The following is a 15,051-nucleotide window of genomic DNA, read 5'->3' on the forward strand; positions in this document are numbered from 1 at the left end:
CGTTAGCCCTCGAATCCGGCTAATATCAATGGCATCAACGACGTAATCAATAATCAAAAAACTGTATATATTAAGGAGCAATCTCATGACCAATTCGCCCAATTCAAAGGGGCGCTTCGGCATCCACGGGGGACAGTACATCCCGGAGACGCTGATGGGCGCCGTCAACGAGCTGGAGGAGGCCTACAATCATTACAAAAATGATCCCGACTTCCTCGCCGAGCTCGACGATCTTGAGAAGAAGTACGCCGGTCGTCCGTCGTTGCTGTATTACGCAGAGAACATGACCAAGGATCTCGGCGGCGCGAAAGTGTATCTCAAGCGCGAGGACCTCAACCATACCGGCGCACACAAGATCAACAACGTGCTCGGCCAGGCGCTGCTCGCCAAGCGTATGGGCAAGACCCGCTTGATCGCCGAAACCGGAGCAGGGCAGCATGGCGTGGCCACGGCCACCGTTGCGGCGCTTTTCGGCATGGAGTGCGTGGTCTACATGGGCCAGGTGGATATGGAACGCCAGGCGCTGAACGTCTACCGCATGCGCTTGCTCGGCGCGGAAGTGCGCGGCGTCACCAGCGGCACCGGCACGCTGAAAGACGCAGTTTCCGAAACCTTCCGCGAATGGACGCGTCGCATCTCCGACACCCATTACTGCCTCGGCTCGTGCATGGGCCCACACCCCTTCCCGACAATGGTGCGCGACTTCCAGTCCGTCATCTCCAAGGAGGCTCGCGAGCAGATTCTTGAGGACGAGGGCAAGCTCCCTGCCGCGGTGCTGGCGTGTGTCGGCGGCGGCTCGAATGCCATCGGCAGCTTCTACAACTTCATCAACGACAAGGATGTGAAGCTCATTGGCTGCGAGGCGGCCGGACGCGGCATCGACACCAAGGAAACCGCAGCGACCATGAACACCGGCTCGCTGGGCATCTTCCATGGCATGAAGAGCTACTTCTGCCAGAACGAATACGGTCAGATCGCGCCGGTCTACACGATTTCCGCCGGCCTTGACTACCCGGGCGTCGGCCCGGAGCACGCGGCGCTGAAGGATTCCGGACGCGCCCAATACGTCGCCATCACCGACGACGAGGCCGTCGATGCCTTCGAATACCTGAGCCGTACCGAGGGCATCATCCCGGCCATCGAAAGCGCGCACGCCGTGGCCTACGCCATGAAACTCGCGCCGACGCTTTCGCGCGACCAAAGTATCATCGTCACCCTTTCCGGGCGTGGCGACAAGGATGTGGCGGCCATCGCCCGCTACCGTGGGGAGGATCTTCATGACTGAGACAACAACACAGGCCCAGCAGGGCGCTCGCCGTTCCCGCATTTTGGAAGCGTTCACGGCCCCCGACGGCAGCCGCCGCAAGGCTTTTATCCCGTTCGTCACGGTCGGCGATCCTTCGATTGCCTTGACCGAAAAGCTCGTGCCGGCCATGATTGACGCCGGTGCCGACCTCATCGAGCTGGGCGTTCCCTTCTCCGACCCGACCGCCGAAGGCCCGGTCATCCAGGAAGCCAGCAACCGCGCACTTGCCGCCGGCACCACCACCGATGATGCCTTCGCGTTGGTCGAGCGTTTGCGCAACGACCACAAGATCGAGACGCCGATGGTCTTCATGACCTATGCCAACGTCCTGTATTCCTACGGCCTCGAGCGTTTCGCGCACCGTGCCGCGGAAGTCGGGCTCGACGGCGTGATCCTGCCGGACGTGCCGCACGAGGAAAAGCCGGAGTTCGACGAGCCGTTGGCCGCCGAGGGGCTTGACTTGGTCAGCCTCATCGCCCCGACCTCACATGAGCGCATCCACAGCATCGCCTCGGATGCCAAGGGCTTCATCTATTGCGTGAGCTCGCTCGGCGTCACCGGCGTTCGCAAGGAAATCACCAGCGATGTGAAGGGCATGGTGCGCGAAGTGCGTTCCGTCACCGATGTGCCGGCTGCTATTGGATTCGGCATTTCCACCCCTGAGCAGGCCGCAACCATGGCCGCCGATTCGGACGGCGCCATCGTCGGCTCGGCCATCGTCCGTCTCGTCGGCAAATACGGAGAGGACGCGGTGCCGTACGTCACCGATTACGTCCGCTCGTTGGCCAAAGCGGTTCACGGGCTGAACTGAGGGCTTCGTAAGTAAAGTGTGGCAGCAAAAACGCGGGCACATTCGTCGTCAGACGGTGTGCCCGCATTTTGCTGCTGGGAGGCTGCTCCTGACGGTTGCTAAGAGTCCGTTTTATAGCATCAGATGAATCGAGCATGAATCATCAGTGGAATCGTGATTTGATTTTCAAATAATTTCTGCACGATGACATGGGCGCGCATAATATGGAGGCAGACAATCGAAGTGGGAAGCGGGGAATGATGACTGCTTATATGGATCACAAGGATCTCGCCAACGAGGTCATCGACGAGGCGCGAACAAAGGAAATCACTGACGGCGTGCATCGCGTGCTTGACGACATCGCAAAAGCTGAGGCTGCGTCTGGGCGTGAATCTGGGTCGGTCAAACTGCTTGCAGCAACAAAGACCCGCGATGTCGGCGAGATTATGGCTGCCATCGACGCCGGCGTGCGCATGATCGGCGAAAACCGTCCGCAGGAAATCTCCGCCAAGGCCGAGGGTTTGATTCGCCAGTGTGCACAACGAGGATTCTCACTTGGGGCGGCAGCAAACGCGCAGAATTCCGCCGCTTCCCAAACTGCGTCCAACGGCCACATCCCCTTCCATCTCATCGGCCAGCTGCAATCTAACAAAATCGGTAAGGTGCTGCCTTACGTCGACATCATCGAATCCGTCGGTTCACTTGAAGAAGCGCAGAAAATCGCGCGTCGTGCCGTCGCCCGCCACATCGTCGTCGGCGTGCTGATGGAGGTCAACGAGTCCGGCGAGGCTTCGAAGTCCGGGTGCGAGCCTGACGAGGCCGTGGATCTCGCCTACCAGATTGCCGCGCTGGAAGGCTTGCAGCTGCAAGGTTTGATGACCATCGGTGCCCATGTCGACGACGAAAAGACGATACGCGCCGGCTTCGCTCACCTGCGCGGCACGCGTGACACGATTCTCAAGTCCGGCGAGCCCGGAACTGCGCAATGCCGCGAACTTTCGATGGGCATGACCCACGATATGGACTACGCCGTGGCCGAAGGCTCGACCATTGTGCGCGTCGGCACCGCGATTTTCGGCGAGCGCGCGTTCATCTAATACAGGGGAATGTGTTTGCGCCATAAACAAGCCGTTGGGCAAGGTTTATCGGCTTGTTTATGGCGCTTATTGTTGTTCCCGCCATTTTTAGATCGTTTAGCCTTGCTCAGTGGCTTGTTTATGATGAAATCCTGTTTGAAGGGTTGGTGAATGAAGATGGATGATGTCGTTGGCGGTGACCGTATGATTCGCGTTCGCGCGGTGGTCACCGGCATGGTGCAAGGCGTTGGCTACCGCTATTTCGCGGTCAACGAGGCACGGCGCTGCGGCATCGCCGGTTGGGTGCGCAACCGGCTCGATGGAACGGTCGAGGTCGAAGCGCAAGGGGAGCGGAGCATAGTCGCCGCTTTCGTGGAGCGGCTTGGCCACGGCCCGCAATGGGGTCACGTCGACAACGTGAAAACTGCGGAAATCCCGCTTCATGACCATGAAAGTTTGGAATTCCGTGTCCGTCGCGATGCCTGATGAATAATTTCGGCTTCTCAACGAGCAAAGACGGGGAAGTGGCGTAGGCTGAAGACATGAGAATCGCACGCTATTCCTATAACGATGTTCCGCACTATGCATTCGTGCAGACCGACAGCAATGACAAGAAGGATTACCTCGTCGAGCTCGATGGCTATCCCTTTGGCTCTCAGCCGGTTGAGCCCACCGGCGAGCGCCATCTGATCGATGAAGAGGGTATCCGCCTGCTCGCTCCGGTCATTCCCTCCAAGGTCTACGGCCTGGCCAAAAACTACGAGGCCCACGCCGAATATATGCATTCCAAGGGTCAGTCCGCCGCCGAGCATGCGCCCAGCGAGATGGTCATTTTCATGAAGCCGTCCACCTCCGTCATCGGCCCCGACGACCCGATTGTCATTCCCGATTTCTCGAACGATATGAACTTCGAACCGGAAGTGGCCGTGGTCATGGGTCGCATCGCCAAGAACGTTTCCGTCGAGAAGGCCATGGATTACGTGCTCGGCTTCACTTGTGTCAACGACGTGACGCTGCGCGATTTGCAGGGCGACGATCCGATGTGGACGCGCGCCAAGGGCTTCGACACCTCCTGCCCGCTCGGCCCGTGGATTGAGACCGACCTTGACTGGAAAGATGCGAAGATCTCCTTCACTCTGAACGGCGAGAACGTGCCCGCCGCCTCCGGCACCACCGCCGATTTGATTCATTCGATTCCCGAGCAGATTGCCGAGATTTCCAGCTTTGCGACACTTTTGCCCGGCGACGTCATCATGACCGGCACTCCCAACGCCTCTGGCACCCTGAAGCCGCGCGACGAAGCCATCGTCAACATCGAGGGTATCGGCTCACTGCGCAACGTCGTGGTCAAAGGCTGATTTTTAACGGTCGATCAGGCGGTGGCCGAGAGTTCAAAACTCTATCAATCGTCTTGGCTCACAGTAACCCATGGTTACCAAAAGAAACCATGGAAATACGTACAGTATCTTTTGGTAACCATCAGTTAGTGTGAGCGCGTCTAAGGTCACAGAGCTGAGAAAGCGGCATGGGGCAGCTCAAATACTCGCTGTGATGCTTTCCCGCTTCGCGAAATGCCTGATTCAGGTAGTTGCAGAACCGCAAATCAAGCGATCTGGTACCGATGTTGTTCCTTTCGACGGCGAATACATGCCATCCCCTTGACTGAATGATGTTTAATCGGTCCAAATCCTCGGCTATCTGATAATGGTGGTGCTGCCCGTTGAACTCGATGCCGATTCGGTATTCGGGATAGGCCATGTCAAGAAAATAGTGGGCGTTGTTGATGTCAAGTCGATAATTGACTTTTGGCTCCGGAAATCCGTATTTTAATAGGGTCAGACGAAGTCGTGTCTCGGCGGGCGAATCGGTGTTCTCGCGTATCAACGAAGATGCCTGCAGGCAGTTGTGCTGGTGTCTGAATGGAAGGCAATCTCTGAGATACTGATTGATTTTCCTTTTGGAAGTACGTCGTAGCATTTCATCACGGCAGACGAGAGCATCGCCGAGTACGATTGCGTCTTCCAACAGCAATTCGCGCGACAATTGGGCGAAAGTCGCCTCCGGTGAGCTGCAAAGTATTCCCGCTATCTCAATAGTGTTGCCAGTGCTGTCGGTGTTGTTCCAAGTTCTGCACTGAAGGTTGTGGACCCGCAGACGCGATTGTCCTTGTTTGACGCAGACATAGACGTCAGTGGATTTGGGTTGTTTGGGTGTAGGAATTCCCATAAGATGTGCCGCTGTGAAATGACTGGCCGTCAGCCGCATGGAGGTGCGGCTTTGCGCCTCATGCAATGTCAGAATTGCCCGCTGCTGGCGTTCCCATGCTGCGTGCCGCATCAGATCGGTTTGTTTGGGTTCTCTTCTTAACTCGAACATATCCATAAAATATGAAATTTTCGGAGATAAGTCGAATTATTTTGGGGTAATCGGACAAAATTCAAGATTTCTTGATGTGGTTCTTAAAGTTGGACTCACACTAACCCATGGTTACCAAAAGAAACCATGGAAATATGTACAGTATCTTTTGGTAACCATGGGTTAGTGTGAGTCGAGATTCGTCAAGAACCGACTCACAACCACTAACTAGACAATGACGTCTAAAAGTTGAGTCGAATAGACTCAAGTTTTGGGAATAGAACCTCTCCGTTTGCGGTTGTAATAAGCAGAGATTGAATAATGCCTTGAATTCCAACGATTCACGAAGGAACAGGGCGAACAAACGGAGGAAAACATGGAACAACAATTTACGACCATGGCTCAGGAAGCCATCGGTGACGCGATTCAAAGCGCGTCGGCTGCGGGCAACCCGCAGGTTGACACCTTGCATCTGATGGATGCGTTGCTGCGTCAGGAAAACAGCGTGGTCGCGGGGCTGATCAGCGCCGCGGGCGGGGACCCGAAGGCGATTGGTGCCGCAGTGCGCAACGCGTTGGTGGCGCTGCCGAGTGCGAGCGGGTCTTCGACCTCGCAGCCGCAGGCAAGCCGTCAGTTGACGGCCGCGTTGGCTCAGGCGGAGAAGGAAATGCAGAAAATGGGCGACGAATACGTCTCCACCGAACATCTGCTTATCGGCATCGCCGACGCCGCGCCCAACGAGAGCGCGACGATTCTGAAGAACAACGGCGTGACGCCGGAAGCCTTGCGCAAGGCCGTTCCGAGTGTGCGTGGCGGTGCGAAAGTCACCAGCCCAGACGCGGAAGGCAGCTACAAGGCGCTGGAGAAGTACTCCACCGACTTGACCGCACAGGCGAAGGAAGGCAAGCTTGACCCGGTCATCGGCCGCGATCAGGAGATTCGCCGCGTCATCCAGATTCTTTCCCGTCGTACCAAGAACAACCCGGTATTGATCGGTGAGCCCGGCGTCGGCAAGACAGCCGTCGTCGAAGGCCTTGCGGAACGTATCGTGGCGGGCGACGTCCCCACGACCTTGCAGAACAAGAAACTCATCAGCCTTGATTTAGGCTCGATGGTGGCCGGCTCGAAGTACCGTGGCGAGTTCGAGGAACGCTTGAAGTCCGTCTTGAACGAGATCAAGAGCGCGAACGGCGAGATCATCACTTTCATCGATGAGATTCATACTATCGTCGGCGCTGGTGCGGCCGAAGGCTCGATGGACGCCGGTAATATGCTCAAGCCCATGCTGGCCCGTGGCGAGCTCCGCCTGATCGGCGCGACCACACTGGACGAATACCGCGAAAACATCGAAAAGGATCCGGCGCTGGAACGTCGTTTCCAGCAGGTCTTCGTCGGCGAACCGAGCGTTGAAGACACCATCGCGATCTTGCGCGGCCTGAAGCAGCGTTACGAGGCCCACCACAAGGTGACCATCGGCGACGACGCGCTCGTTGCCGCGGCGACGCTTTCCAACCGGTATATCACCGGCCGTCAGCTGCCCGATAAGGCCATCGACTTGGTTGACGAGGCCGCTGCGCACCTGCGCATGGAGCTCGATAGTCAGCCCGAGGAAATCGATGAGCTGCAACGTCGCGAGACCCGTCTCGAGATGGAGGAGATGCAGCTCAAGAAGGCCGAGGATCCTGCCAGCAAGGACAGGCTCAAGAAGCTGCAAAGCGACTTGGCGGACACCCGCGAGAAGCTTTCGGGTTTGAAAGCCCGTTGGGACCAGGAGAAGGCCGGTCACAACAAGGTCGGCGACCTGCGTGCCCAGCTCGACGCCAAGAAGGTGCAGGCCGACAAGTACACCCGCGAGGGCGACTTGGAGAAGGCCAGCAAGATTCTTTACGGCGAAGTTCCAGCGATTCAGAAGCAACTGGATCTGGCCGAGCAAGCCGCGGACGAAGAGAACGCAAAGGGCGAGGAAACCGAGCCGATGGTTCCCGACCATGTCGACGCCGATTCGGTGGCGGGCATCGTCTCCGAATGGACCGGCATCCCCGTCGGCCGTCTGATGCAAGGCGAGAACGAGAAGCTTCTCAATATGGAAGACTACTTGGGCAGGCGCGTCATCGGCCAGAAGGAAGCCATTCAGGCGGTTTCGGACGCTGTGCGGCGCTCACGTGCCGGCATCTCCGACCCGAATCGTCCGACCGGTTCGTTCCTCTTCTTGGGCCCGACAGGCGTGGGCAAGACGGAGCTCGCCAAGGCGTTGGCGGACTTCCTCTTCGACGACGAGAAGGCCATGGTGCGTATCGACATGAGCGAGTACATGGACAAGGGGTCCGTGACCCGCCTGATCGGTGCGGCCCCCGGCTACGTCGGTTATGAAGAGGGCGGTCAGTTGACCGAGGCCGTGCGGCGTCGTCCTTACTCTGTCGTGCTGTTCGACGAGGTGGAGAAGGCGAATCCTGAGATCTTCGACATCCTTTTGCAGGTGCTTGACGACGGCCGTCTGACCGATGGCCAGGGGCGGACCGTGGACTTCAAGAACACGATCCTCATCATGACTTCGAACCTCGGTTCGCAGTTCCTGGTGCAGCCGGACTTGGATGACGAGGCCAAGAAGAAGGCCGTGATGGACGCTGTCCACGCGCACTTCAAGCCGGAATTCCTCAACCGTCTCGACGAGCTGGTCATTTTCCATCCGCTCACCCGCGAGGAGCTGGGCGAGATTGTCGACATTCAGGTCAAGCAGGTTGCGTCTCGCTTGACCGACCGCCGCATCACCCTCGACGTCACCAAGGCCGCGAAGGAATGGCTCGCCAACGCCGGTTACGACCCGGCTTACGGCGCCCGTCCGTTGCGTCGCCTGGTGCAGACCGAGGTCGGCGACCAGATGGCGAAGATGTTGCTTTCGGGCAAGGTCCACGACGGCGATACCGTTTTGGTCGACCAGACTGGCGGCGATCACCTCGAGCTGAGCACGATGCCCGAAGATCCGCTGAATGAGGATCACGAAGACAAGTGATTTGATGGTATGAACCCGGTTGCGAAACGCAAGTAACCAAGCGTTCCGCAACAGGTTTACAGGTTTATCGATAACCGATAGATAGCAATATCTGGTACAAGAGCCGGGCTGTCGCAGCAATGCGATGGCCCGGCTCTTGTGCTGTTTCAAGGATTATGTAGCGTTACTAAGCGTACCAATTTGCAGCAGGGAACGTCTTGAGATTGGGAAAACCGGTTCAGTACTGTGATAATTGATTGTATGAGGGTTTCTGAAAATAAGAAACCGCGGAATACCAACGATTCTACGAACGGATGATATTCGACACGTAGCAGCGAGCAGTGAAATGCCTATAAAATTCATTCCGTGCTGTGAAATTGGTTCAAAAGAAAATTTGCAAACATAAGAAACCGTGGAATTCCAACGATCTATCGGATGGTTATTATCCGACACGTAGCAGCGAACATCAGCAATGCGCGTAAAATTCTTCTGTGCTACGCAGGTTGTGCGGATATGCCCGTTGCAAGCCGACAGAGCTTTCATCTCGTCGTCTTAATTGATATTGTCACGTTGCGCTTTTCTGCGTCCGTTGATGATGAGGACAAGCGCAAGAATCGCAAGAATGAACCCTGCAATTACCAGCACGCCGACTCCGCCGAACAACGCGAAGGTCAGGCGCGGCTGCGGGCCGAACACGACCAAAAGCGCGAACGCCCAGACCGCGATGATGATGACAGTGATGACGAAAATACGGCTGAAATGCGCGAGCTTTCTGATGCCGGCAATAAGCGTGTTGAACGCGCGGTCAGCGAGGGCGTGGGCTGTGGCGCTTGCGTTTGTGGCGGTATTGCTGGTGCTGGAACCGGTGTCTGAGACTTGAGACGGTGAGCTCTCGTTGCCTTCGTTTGCTGCAGCAGATGAGCCGTCATTGGCAGTAGAAGTTTTCGTTGCCGCAGACATGGTCTGCGAGGTTGCTGCAGGATTCATCGAATTTTGAGATTTTTCGACATCCTGAAGAATCAGGACCTCGACCAGCTCAATAGCCAGCGCCAAGGTGATGATGAGATTGACCCCGCCGAAATACGCGTGCCGCGAGCCTTCCGGGAACTGGTTGCCGGCCACGCAAATCGCCAGACTGTAGATGAAGGCTCCCGTGGCTCCCAGCGAAATCAGCGAATTGACATCCGGGGCGCGGCGACTCAGCGCATGCCAGCCCTCCCGGTGGATCGGCGCGCCGCACCAAAACATCGTCGGCGTGGTCAAAATGGCTTGCAGCCAAGGATTGACCATCCAGGTCGGTACCAAAGTTGTGGTGAAACGGCTGAGCAACGAGGGGATGAAGACGATTACGGTAAATACGATTGCGACAATCATCAGGCGTGAAATGCGTGAGATCTGAGCACCGGTCTGTTCGATTTGGTCTGCTTCGCCGGCTTGACGGGTTTCGTCCGCCGGTGTCGTGTCGTTGGAAGAGGGGCTGCGCAGCCCTTGAAGCGCTGTTTCCACCGAAGATTGCGACAAAGTGGGCGAGCGGAAAAATAGGATGATGAGCCATGTGGCCAATGCTGCGGCCACCACCGCCAAACCGCCCATGAATAAATCGAACCTCATGGCTCCTCCTTGGTTGTCTCTTCATCATCGCAGTTTTGTGTGCCGATATCTCTTGCGACGCGCTGATTGACACGAGATATACGCACGCCTTACCTGGTTGTAGACATACCGGACGCGTCTGTCTCGCGTCTCATGCTATGGTGAGGGCAAGTGACTGTCTCATTGCCAAGATGCAGGCGAGAAGCCCCGTTGTGGCAAGGTCATTGGTTTCGATGCCGGCGGTTTTGATTGCAGTTATTGCAATGCGGGTTTCGTCCAAGGCATCCTGTGTAATAGAACATATGTTCGAAAATCCTGTAGTGATAATCGTGTTGGTCATCCTCGCAGCAGCGTTGGGGCTGGTGGCCGGATTTGTGCTGGGCAAATCCAAAGGGCAGGAAACGGCGCGAGACGTCAACAAAGCCGATATCGAAGAAGCGCAGGTCCATAATGACGAGCTTCAGCGCCAAGTTGCGGAGCTCACCACCCAAGTCGCGCAATACCGCACGCAGTGCGATGGGTTGAACCAACAACTTGCGTTCGTCAAATCCCAGTTGGCGCAGGCTCAACAGGCCGAACAGCTGCGTGTGCAGAGGCAGCAGGAGCAGGAACGGCAGGCGGCCGAGCGCAAGCAGGCTGAGCAGGCCAAGGCGATGGCCGAGCAGAGCAAGGTGCTTTCCGCTCTCGCGCCCGTGCAGAAGAATCTCGACGCTTTGCAGCAGAAGGTCACGCAGATCGAGGAAGGCCGCAAGCAGGAGATGGGCTCCCTGGGCCAGCAGCTCAAAGGCTTGAACGAGCAGCAAACCCGCTTGGACAAGGAGACGAGTTCGCTTTCGGCCGCATTGCGCAACAACAAGGTTCGCGGCGCGTGGGGCGAGGCGCAGCTTCGCAACATCGTGGAGTCGGCAGGGCTTCTGGAACATGTCGATTTCGATACGCAGGTGGTCGTTACCGATCCGGAGGGGCGCGTGCAGCGGCCGGATATGGTCGTCTATCTGCCGGGTGGCAAGACCATCCCCATCGATGCCAAGGCCCCGTATTCCGATTACCAGCGTGCCTGCGAGATTCCTGACACCGCCCCGGAGGACGAGCTCAAGCGTCGCGACCAGTTGCTGCAGGCCCACGCGAAGGCGCTGCGCGAACACGTCAAGACTCTTGGCGACAAAGCCTATTGGAACGCCTTTGACACCACTCCTGATTTCGTCATCGCTTTTATTCCTAATGATGCCTTGCTCGAAGCGGCGTTGAAAGTCGATCCGACGTTGATGGATGACGCATTTGCGCGTAAGGTCGCGCTGACTTCGCCGGTCACCCTGTGGGCCGTCTTGAAGTCGGTCGCCTTCGCCTGGCAGCAGCAAAGCCTCACCGATGACGCCAAAATGCTGTTCGATCTTTCGCGAGAGCTTTATGAACGCTTTGCTGTTTTGGGCGACAAGGCCAACAAGCTTGGCCATTCCATCACCCGTACGGTTTCGGCATACAACGCCTTCGCCTCGTCACTGGAATCGCGTGTGTTGGTCACCGCGCGTAAAATGCAGAAGATTGATTCGAGCAAGGTCATCGACCCGGTCGAGATGGTTGATTCCGAAAAGACCGACGTCCATGAGCTGACCGCGCCCGAATTGGATCTTGAGCCGGAGGAGAAGCAATGAGTGCCGAACAAGCCGAGATCGACGTCGAAGCCAAAAGCAGAGGCGAAGATAAGGGCAAAGACCAAAACGATAGGGAATTGCCGACGCTTCTGCGATCGGCGGTGGCGAGGAAACCGTTCAGCGAGCTGTTCGATGTGAGCCTTGACCATCGCGGTGCCGCGCTGATTGGCGACGCGTTGCTCGACGCGCTGGGGCAACGCGGCTTTGCCCTTGTTGATTTTGATGCGGTCGGCGCGTTGACCGCAGCTGCTGTGCCGATGGTGACGGCGGTGATGCATGCTGCCCATGCGCGTGGTCGTGAACTCGACGGTTTTGTCATGGATTTCGTTTATCCGTCGATCAAAGGCCCATCGATCGTCGGTAAGCGTGTGATATTGCTGGATTCCTGGCTTTCCGAAAAGTCGTATGTGCAGACTTCGTCGCTGGTCACTTTGCGCAATGGCAACGAGCTGAGCCTTGACTTCAGCGTCGTCGAACATGAGGGCGCACAGGTGGTCGCCATCGCTTCGCTTGTCGGAGGTATCGGTGGAGACGCTGATTGCGGTGATATCAAAGTCATCAATCCTGTTTCCAACGAAGAAAGCAACTTGCCGTTCGTGAGGGCTTTCGACGAGGATGAGTTGCGTGATGGTGACTTGGGCGAAAGTGCCTCTACCGCGAAGAAGGCCGACTGACATGCGCGAACCCAATCCCATAACCGCTGCGGCTCAGGCTTCGAGTGAGCCGGTTTTCCGTGAGGTGGGTGTTGGCCCGTGGTCTGAAGTCCATCCTGATGAACCGCGTCCCGATGATCCGCAGTCCCCGAATTTCGATGAACGCTATGATCCGGAACTGCTCAACAGTGGCGATCGCCGCAATGTTCTCGACAAATACCGCTACTGGTCGGTGGTCGCCATCAAAGCCGACCTCGACCAGCAGGGCCGTCACGGCTTCGAAGTTGCCGTCGAAAACTGGACGCATGATTTCAACATCGGTTCGATGGTCCGTACGGCCAACGCCTTCGCCGCCCGCAAGGTCCATATCGTCGGTCCTCATAAATGGAACCGCAAGGGCGCGCTGATGACCGAGCTTTACCAGCACGTCGACCATCACCCTTCGATCGAGGAGCTGGTGGCCAGCTGGAAAAAGGAAATCGCCGAGGAAATTAGACAGGCCGAAGCCGACGAGGCCAAGGCCGAATTCCGTGTGGACAAGGCACGTTACCATCGCATCGCCGAAAACGCCAAAGCCTCCCGTATCATCGCGCTCGACATCATTCCCGGTGCGGTCCCCATCGAAACCTACCGCTTCCCGAACCGTTGCCTGATGCTTTTCGGAGCTGAAGGTCCCGGCCTTTCGCAGCGGGCGCTGGAACTTGCCGACGATGTGGTCTATATCTCCCAGTTCGGCTCGGTGCGCTCGATCAACGCCGGCGCCGCTGCCGCAGTTGCCATGCACTGCTGGATATCGCAGCACCTCACCAGATAAAACCAGATAAAAGTATCCTATTGTTCTTGACAATTCTACCCCTTTTGCCTAGCAAAGGGGTAGAATTAAGGTATTGCTTTCCGGCGATGTGGTCGGCTCTCACCCAAGAGACAAGAGAAGAACAATGAGATTCTGCAATCATTGCGGCGCGAAAATGCAAGATGGCGTCCGGTTTTGCCCTCAATGTGGCAGGCCTTCTGACGCCGAGCAACCGCAGTCCGATCCATCTTCGTCGTCCGCCACGCTTGTCATGCCTCGAAAATGGGTCGTGGGCGATTGGAGTCTCAAGGTAAACGCCATCGATAATTGGGATATCAGCGAATACACAATGAAAGTGGGCGGTGACAATACCATAGTTCTGGGCTGGAACTCATAGCATGGTTACAATGGTACGCATGGCGGAGTCTGGAAACTCAATGATACCGTTTCCGAAAGGGGAGAACGGGCCTACAGTGTCTCTGTTGAAGACGGTCTTATCAGCGAACTGATGACCAGAGAAGACAATTATTGGCCGAGATCATCAATCGAATACTTCTTCGAGGCTCCGGAAGGCCGCTGATTGTCGGTAGCGACAGAATTTCCTGATACCTCGGAGCCATCGTGTTTGCCGACGACTACTTGGTTGTTGCGTTTGCCATGCCTGGCAAAGGTTCTGCGGTGAAGCATGGGGATCAAGTGTATTTCTTTTAGGCGTCGGTTTACTTGACCCTGATTTATCCCTGAACAGACCCTGAAACGTCCCCTAGACAGGTACTGGCCCTTTGCTTTGGCATGTTATATTCAAAATATGATCAAAATAACCAATTTGAGCAAGCGATTCGGGTCCAAGGTCGCGCTCGACAATGTCAGTTTTACGGCCGTTGACGGCAAGGTCACCGGCTTTCTCGGCCCCAACGGTGCCGGCAAGTCCACTACGATGCGGGCGGCGCTTGGCTTGATTTCCTCGGATTCCGGGCAGGCGCTCATTGATGGCGGCGATTTTCGTAAGGCTCGTGCTCCCATGACTTGCGTCGGTGCGGTGCTCGATGCCAAATCCGCCCACAAAGGCCGTTCCGCATACGACCATCTGCGCTCGCTGGCACTGACCAATGGCATTTCTAAGCGTCGCGTCGACGAGGTCATCGACATGACCGGCCTCGCCAGTGTCAAAAAGCGTAAGGCCGGCAACTTCTCTCTTGGAATGAGCCAGCGGCTTTCCATTGCCGCCGCTCTTTTGGGTGACCCGCACAATCTGGTTCTCGACGAACCGGTCAACGGATTGGATCCCGAAGGTGTTAAGTGGGTGCGTGAGCTCTGCCGTTATTGTGCCAGTGAAGGCCGTGCGGTGCTTTTGAGCTCGCATTTGATGAGCGAGGTCGCGCTTACTGCCGACAATTTGGTCATTATCGGGCAGGGCAAGATTCTGGAGACGACCACCGTCAACGATTTCGTTGCCGAGCATTCCACCAATTCCATTCGCGTGGTCACCCCGGAACCTCAGAAATTGATGGCTATTTTTGCCAACGCGCCGCAAGTGAAGGTGGAATCTGACCAACGTTCCGCTTCCGACCCGCGCGAAGGTGCCGTGTTCCATGTCACCGGGGCCGATCTCAAGGCGGCCGCGCAGGTTTTCGCCCAAGCACAATTGGTGACCTACGAACTGGTCGAGGAAAAGGTTTCGTTGGAAGATGCCTACATGGCGCTCACGCATTCGCAGGTGCAATACGCCACGCACGAATTGCCCGGCCAGCAGCCGATTCAATACAGCAATGCAGCGCGGCAAAACGGGGGACAGGCACGATGACAGCAAATGCAGCGAATACGATGACAGCGAATGTGATGGCAGA

12 protein-coding genes are annotated in these 15,051 nt (G+C 56.9%); 10 read left to right on the forward strand and 2 right to left on the reverse strand.

Translation table 11 applies throughout. The annotated features are described in order from the left end of the window. Nucleotides 1-85: 85 nt before the first annotated feature. The 5 genes from trpB (at nucleotide 86) to PT279_RS01390 (ending at nucleotide 4,530) form a co-directional block, all read left to right on the forward strand. Nucleotides 86-1,285 carry a tryptophan synthase subunit beta gene (trpB, locus tag PT279_RS01370; protein WP_277164725.1) on the forward strand — a complete coding sequence of 400 codons (1,200 nt, stop codon included), beginning with the start codon at nucleotides 86-88 and terminating at the stop codon, nucleotides 1,283-1,285. Further along, nucleotides 1,278-2,117: a tryptophan synthase subunit alpha gene (gene trpA / locus PT279_RS01375; protein ID WP_277164727.1), complete on the forward strand. Its 840-nt coding sequence runs from the start codon at nucleotides 1,278-1,280 to the stop codon at nucleotides 2,115-2,117. The genes trpB and trpA overlap by 8 nt, the downstream gene beginning before the upstream one ends. Before the next feature lie 239 nt (nucleotides 2,118-2,356). Beyond that, nucleotides 2,357-3,193, forward strand: coding sequence for a YggS family pyridoxal phosphate-dependent enzyme (locus PT279_RS01380; protein WP_277165204.1), 837 nt, complete (start codon nucleotides 2,357-2,359; stop codon nucleotides 3,191-3,193). A gap of 150 nt (nucleotides 3,194-3,343) precedes the next feature. Beyond that, nucleotides 3,344-3,658 (forward strand): acylphosphatase, encoded by a 315-nt coding sequence (locus PT279_RS01385; RefSeq protein ID WP_277164730.1) that lies wholly within the window; start codon nucleotides 3,344-3,346, stop codon nucleotides 3,656-3,658. Between the two features lie 56 nt (nucleotides 3,659-3,714). Then, nucleotides 3,715-4,530 (forward strand): fumarylacetoacetate hydrolase family protein, encoded by an 816-nt coding sequence (locus PT279_RS01390; protein WP_277164733.1) that lies wholly within the window; start codon nucleotides 3,715-3,717, stop codon nucleotides 4,528-4,530. A gap of 121 nt (nucleotides 4,531-4,651) precedes the next feature. On the opposite strand, the gene PT279_RS01395 is transcribed toward PT279_RS01390, so the two are convergent. After that, a complete protein-coding gene (locus PT279_RS01395; protein WP_277164735.1) occupies nucleotides 4,652-5,554 on the reverse strand; it encodes a DUF559 domain-containing protein in 903 nt (300 codons plus the stop codon). Nucleotides 5,555-5,903: 349 nt separating this feature from the next. Between PT279_RS01395 and clpB the strand changes: the two genes are divergently transcribed. Next, on the forward strand, nucleotides 5,904-8,537 hold the full coding sequence (gene clpB / locus PT279_RS01400) for an ATP-dependent chaperone ClpB (RefSeq protein WP_277164737.1): 2,634 nt from the start codon (nucleotides 5,904-5,906) through the stop codon (nucleotides 8,535-8,537). Between the two features lie 531 nt (nucleotides 8,538-9,068). Here clpB and PT279_RS01405 read toward each other — a convergent pair. Next, a complete protein-coding gene (locus PT279_RS01405) occupies nucleotides 9,069-10,127 on the reverse strand; it encodes a hypothetical protein (protein ID WP_277164739.1) in 1,059 nt (352 codons plus the stop codon). 281 nt (nucleotides 10,128-10,408) lie between these two features. Between PT279_RS01405 and rmuC the strand changes: the two genes are divergently transcribed. The 4 genes from rmuC to PT279_RS01425 all read left to right on the forward strand — a co-directional run bounded on the left by rmuC (nucleotide 10,409) and on the right by PT279_RS01425 (nucleotide 15,008). Further along, nucleotides 10,409-11,758, forward strand: coding sequence for a DNA recombination protein RmuC (gene rmuC / locus PT279_RS01410; protein ID WP_277164741.1), 1,350 nt, complete (start codon nucleotides 10,409-10,411; stop codon nucleotides 11,756-11,758). Continuing rightward, nucleotides 11,755-12,432, forward strand: a complete 678-nt coding sequence (locus tag PT279_RS01415; RefSeq protein ID WP_277164743.1) for an orotate phosphoribosyltransferase — start codon at nucleotides 11,755-11,757, stop codon at nucleotides 12,430-12,432. Before rmuC ends, PT279_RS01415 begins: the two co-directional genes overlap by 4 nt. 1 nt (nucleotide 12,433) lies before the next feature. Then, nucleotides 12,434-13,225, forward strand: coding sequence for a TrmH family RNA methyltransferase (locus tag PT279_RS01420; protein ID WP_277164745.1), 792 nt, complete (start codon nucleotides 12,434-12,436; stop codon nucleotides 13,223-13,225). A 787-nt stretch (nucleotides 13,226-14,012) separates the two neighbouring features. Then, nucleotides 14,013-15,008: an ATP-binding cassette domain-containing protein gene (locus PT279_RS01425; protein ID WP_277164747.1), complete on the forward strand. Its 996-nt coding sequence runs from the start codon at nucleotides 14,013-14,015 to the stop codon at nucleotides 15,006-15,008. The last annotated feature ends 43 nt before the right edge of the window (nucleotides 15,009-15,051 follow it).

Source organism: Bifidobacterium sp. ESL0784, assembly GCF_029433295.1.
Lineage (GTDB): Bacteria > Actinomycetota > Actinomycetes > Actinomycetales > Bifidobacteriaceae > Bifidobacterium.

What these genes read in the sequence shown, in the direction of transcription:
- trpB (WP_277164725.1), top strand. Translation starts at nt 86, where the DNA reads ATGACCAATTCGCCCAATTCAAAGGGGCGCTTCGGCATCCACGGGGGA.
- trpA (WP_277164727.1), top strand. Translation starts at nt 1,278, where the DNA reads ATGACTGAGACAACAACACAGGCCCAGCAGGGCGCTCGCCGTTCCCGC.
- PT279_RS01380 (WP_277165204.1), top strand. Translation starts at nt 2,357, where the DNA reads ATGACTGCTTATATGGATCACAAGGATCTCGCCAACGAGGTCATCGAC.
- PT279_RS01385 (WP_277164730.1), top strand. Translation starts at nt 3,344, where the DNA reads ATGAAGATGGATGATGTCGTTGGCGGTGACCGTATGATTCGCGTTCGC.
- PT279_RS01390 (WP_277164733.1), top strand. Translation starts at nt 3,715, where the DNA reads ATGAGAATCGCACGCTATTCCTATAACGATGTTCCGCACTATGCATTC.
- PT279_RS01395 (WP_277164735.1), bottom strand. Translation starts at nt 5,554, where the DNA reads ATGGATATGTTCGAGTTAAGAAGAGAACCCAAACAAACCGATCTGATG.
- clpB (WP_277164737.1), top strand. Translation starts at nt 5,904, where the DNA reads ATGGAACAACAATTTACGACCATGGCTCAGGAAGCCATCGGTGACGCG.
- PT279_RS01405 (WP_277164739.1), bottom strand. Translation starts at nt 10,127, where the DNA reads ATGAGGTTCGATTTATTCATGGGCGGTTTGGCGGTGGTGGCCGCAGCA.
- rmuC (WP_277164741.1), top strand. Translation starts at nt 10,409, where the DNA reads ATGTTCGAAAATCCTGTAGTGATAATCGTGTTGGTCATCCTCGCAGCA.
- PT279_RS01415 (WP_277164743.1), top strand. Translation starts at nt 11,755, where the DNA reads ATGAGTGCCGAACAAGCCGAGATCGACGTCGAAGCCAAAAGCAGAGGC.
- PT279_RS01420 (WP_277164745.1), top strand. Translation starts at nt 12,434, where the DNA reads ATGCGCGAACCCAATCCCATAACCGCTGCGGCTCAGGCTTCGAGTGAG.
- PT279_RS01425 (WP_277164747.1), top strand. Translation starts at nt 14,013, where the DNA reads ATGATCAAAATAACCAATTTGAGCAAGCGATTCGGGTCCAAGGTCGCG.